At 68.2% G+C, this 3,552-nt stretch carries 5 protein-coding genes; 2 read left to right on the top strand and 3 right to left on the bottom strand.

Annotated features, from left to right (window positions below; genetic code table 11):
* The 3 genes from WB461_RS05135 to WB461_RS05145 form a co-directional block, all read right to left on the bottom strand.
* Positions 1 to 259: hypothetical protein (locus WB461_RS05135; protein ID WP_423851643.1), on the bottom strand; the 259-nt coding region annotated here is incomplete at its 3' end.
* A gap of 85 nt (positions 260 to 344) precedes the next feature.
* Positions 345 to 821 carry a GtrA family protein gene (locus WB461_RS05140; RefSeq protein WP_423851644.1) on the bottom strand — a complete coding sequence of 159 codons (477 nt, stop codon included), beginning with the start codon at positions 819 to 821 and terminating at the stop codon, positions 345 to 347.
* Positions 805 to 2,343, bottom strand: a complete 1,539-nt coding sequence (locus tag WB461_RS05145; protein WP_423851645.1) for a hypothetical protein — start codon at positions 2,341 to 2,343, stop codon at positions 805 to 807. The genes WB461_RS05140 and WB461_RS05145 overlap by 17 nt, the downstream gene beginning before the upstream one ends.
* 90 nt (positions 2,344 to 2,433) lie before the next feature.
* Between WB461_RS05145 and WB461_RS05150 the strand changes: the two genes are divergently transcribed.
* Together WB461_RS05150 and WB461_RS05155 are read left to right on the top strand one after the other, a co-directional pair.
* Positions 2,434 to 3,096, top strand: coding sequence for a response regulator transcription factor (locus WB461_RS05150; protein ID WP_423851646.1), 663 nt, complete (start codon positions 2,434 to 2,436; stop codon positions 3,094 to 3,096).
* A partial coding sequence (locus WB461_RS05155) for a hypothetical protein (RefSeq protein WP_423851647.1) occupies positions 3,093 to 3,552 on the top strand: 460 nt, incomplete at its 3' end. The genes WB461_RS05150 and WB461_RS05155, both read left to right, overlap by 4 nt.

Raw genomic sequence — 3,552 nt, forward strand, 5'->3', positions numbered from 1 at the left:
CGGCGATCAGCACCGGCCGGTCACCACCGAGGTCGATCGCGACCGGCCCGCGGCACATGTCGAGCATCATCGTCGACCGGCTGAGGCGCGAGGTGGCGTACATCGTGCGAGTGAATTTGGCGTTGGGTGGCTGTACGACACGGTCGAGGGTGACCGCGCCGAACGCTGTCGCGCCGACCATCCGCGGCGGTTCCTCCGAGCACGCGGAGACGCCCAGCGCGAGCGCCACGCTCGCCAGCAACAGCCCAGCTCGGCCCATGTCCACCTCCCACCTGCAGCTCCCATCGTACGACCAGTTCAGCGTCGTCGATCGCCAACCGGGTCGGCGTTGCCCTCCGCTTCAATCAGGAAACTGACAGCGCCGCCTGCTCAGCCGAAGGCTTCACGGGGCCACGGAACACGAACCGCCGGTACGACCAGTACCGGAAGGCCGTGCCCAGCGCCAGTCCCACCCCATTCGCCGAGACATTGTCGGCCAGCCGGCTGGTGAGGCCCAGAATATCGTGGGAGATCACCAGGGTCAGCACCGAGATCCCCAGGCCGATCAGGTTGAACAGCACGAACAAACCCATCTCACGCCGCCGGTCGTCATCCCCCGCACCCCGCCAGGTGATGGCCCGATTGCCGATGTACGTCACGATCATCGCCAGAGCGACCGCGATGCACTTCGCGACACTCGGGTCGAGACCAGCCACGATGGGCGCGGTGCGCAGATAGTTGAAGGCACCGATGTCGACGAGGTAGCCGACTCCACCGACAGCCAGGAACGTCACGATTTCCGGTGTCAGAAACCGGGTGGCGAGGTCACTTCGATCCGGCATGGGACAGTCCTCCCGCCGCGTGACAGGCGGCGAGATGTGGAGCCGGTCGTTCGACTCCGTCCCGCAGGTAGATCACATGTCCGCAGGCAGAGCCGAGCCGGTGGTAGTCGCCTGACAGGATCTCTGCGGTACGTGCGGTGTCCAGGCCCCACGACCGCAGGTGTGGTCCGGTCACGAACCAGGTCGGAGCGGAGGGCCCCGCCAACACTGCGTCGAGCTGGTTCAGCTGCGGATCGAGCGTCTTGACCGGCAGGCTCCACAGGTGGGCGTACGGGGACGGCAAGCCCGAGGCGAACGCCAGATCGGCATGCCCCCACACATTGACGATCGAATCGCCCGGCCGCGAGGCAGTACTGATTGCCCGGCCGACCGTCTGGGCGTCGCTGTTCTGCGGCACCGCCACGCTGAAGACCCAGCCGGCTGCGGCGGCGAGCACGGTGTACGCGATCAGCGCCTGCACGAGCCTGCCCCGGCGGGCCGCGATGACGCCGACCGCGATGGAGACCGGTGCCACCAGCTCGACCAAATAGTGATGCCAGTAGTTGCCACCCAGCAGAACCGATGCGCCTGCGAAGACCGTCGTCGCGACCACCGCCCACCAGAGCGGATCGCGGAGTCGTCGGGTCACCACGTCGCCGACCACCCGCAGGATCAGAAGTGCGAGCCCGCTGGAGAGCACGACGCCCACCAGACCGATCAGCCGCGCGGTCGAGTGCTGGCGCCCGCCCGAGGCCTGGACCTGACCGGCGCGAATCCGGAACGGATACATCGCCTCCACCACGCCGGTCAGCGACGACCCGTGCAGCACGGTCCAGCCGGCCAGCACGAGCACCGCCGCCAATGCCCCGAGGACTCCCCCCACCGCGATCACGCCGAAGCGACGGGACGTGATGTGTCCCCACCACCAGGCGAGCGTGAAAGCCACCGCGCTGAACACCGCAGCGTCTGCAAGATTCTGCTTGATCAACATCGCAGCCGCCGCACATGCCCCGGCGGCGATCGCGGCCAACATGGCCGGCCGATCTCGGGTGGCCCGGACCGCGCCGATCGCAAGCACGATCGCGGCCAGGATCACCGGGGCCGCGAGCAGCTCACCGTTGACCTCATACCCACCGAGCCACGGACTGAGACACAACGCCGCAGCCGCCATGGCTGCCCACCGCGCAGCGTCCTGCCCACCGATCAGGCCGGCGACGCGGGCGACGCCGACGACGACCAGGGCCACCGCGACGCAACCGATCAGTCGCAGCGCCGTGAGGCCGCCGAGCGATGACGCGGCTCGGAAGATCGTGATCAGCAGCGGCGGTCGGTCGACCCAGTAGTCGCCGTAGAGCGAATGACCCGCCCCCGACCACTGCGCACCGACCAGCAGGAAGCCGCCCTCGTCCGGGCTCGCGGCCCGCCCGAGAAACGGCAGACGCGCCAGAACCGGCACGGCGACACTCGCTGCCACGGTCCACGAAGGCAGAAGTCCGGAAACGTGGACGGACCCACGAGTCGGTCCGACAGCCAGAACGGTCACACCGCCATCATCGACCGCCCAACCTGACGGCGACCTGACTACCGAGCTCGCACCGCACCACTGGAGCAGTCCATGAGGCACGATGGCGCAATGGCTGTCGTGGGCATCTGCGAGGACGACCCGGACGTCCGGCGCGTCCTGACCGATGCGCTCAAGATGAACGGGCATGACGTCGTCATCGCGCGGAACGGTCGCGAGGCGGTCGACAACCTGGGCCCGAGAAGCGGCGTCGAGGTCCTGATCCTGGACATCGGCCTGCCAGATGCCGACGGTCGCGACGTGTGCCAGGCACTGCGCGCCGACGGGCAGCATGCACCCGCCCTCTTCCTGACTGCGCTGGATGCGGTCCACGACCGGGTGTCCGGATTCCACGCCGGGGGTGACGACTACGTGGTCAAGCCATTCGCCATCTCCGAGGTGCTCGTGCGGGTCGACGCCCTGCGACGCAGAAACCGGCCCGAGCAGGAATCGGTCCGCGGTCTGGGCCTCAACCCAGACCGCATGTCGGTCCAGGTCGAGCATCGCGAGGCGGCGCTGACCCCGACCGAGTTCCGTCTGCTCGCGGCGATCGCAGCCGATCCCGGTGGAATCGTGCGTCGGCGAGCGGCCGTCGCAGCGGCATGGCCCGATGGTGCGATCGTCAACGAGAACACCATCGACTCGTACATCCGCCGTTTGCGGGTCAAGCTCGCGTCGATCGACTCCCCCGCCGAGCTCGTGACGGTACGCGGCGTGGGCTTCACACTGCGATGAAGACCTCCAGTCGTACCCTCATCTCTCGCATCGTGCTGAGCACGCTGATCGTGACCGCGATCGCGATGACCGCCATGGTAGGGACGGTCCTGCTGGTCCTCGCCGCACTGACCCGCAACAACATCGACAACAGGCTGCACGATCAGCTCGCTGCGGTGTCGGCCACTGTCGCGGTCCGCAAGGACGGCACGGTCACCGCGCTGGACACCCCGAACGACTCGATCGACGACACCACCTGGATCTTCGCCACCGACGGACGCCTGATCGAGGGACCCAATGTCAGCACGCGACTGACCGCGATCGCCACGACGCTGGCCGACGTCCGCAGCAAGGTCGCGCTGCGTCGTGACGAGCACGCCTTCCTCGCTGCACCGGTGACCCGAGCTCGCGCGGTACGCGCGGTCGTGGTCGTGGAGGCACCGCTCGAGCCGTACGAGTCCACCCGCAACCTCACTC

The organism is Aeromicrobium sp. (assembly GCF_049587115.1).
Classification (GTDB): domain Bacteria; phylum Actinomycetota; class Actinomycetes; order Propionibacteriales; family Nocardioidaceae; genus Aeromicrobium.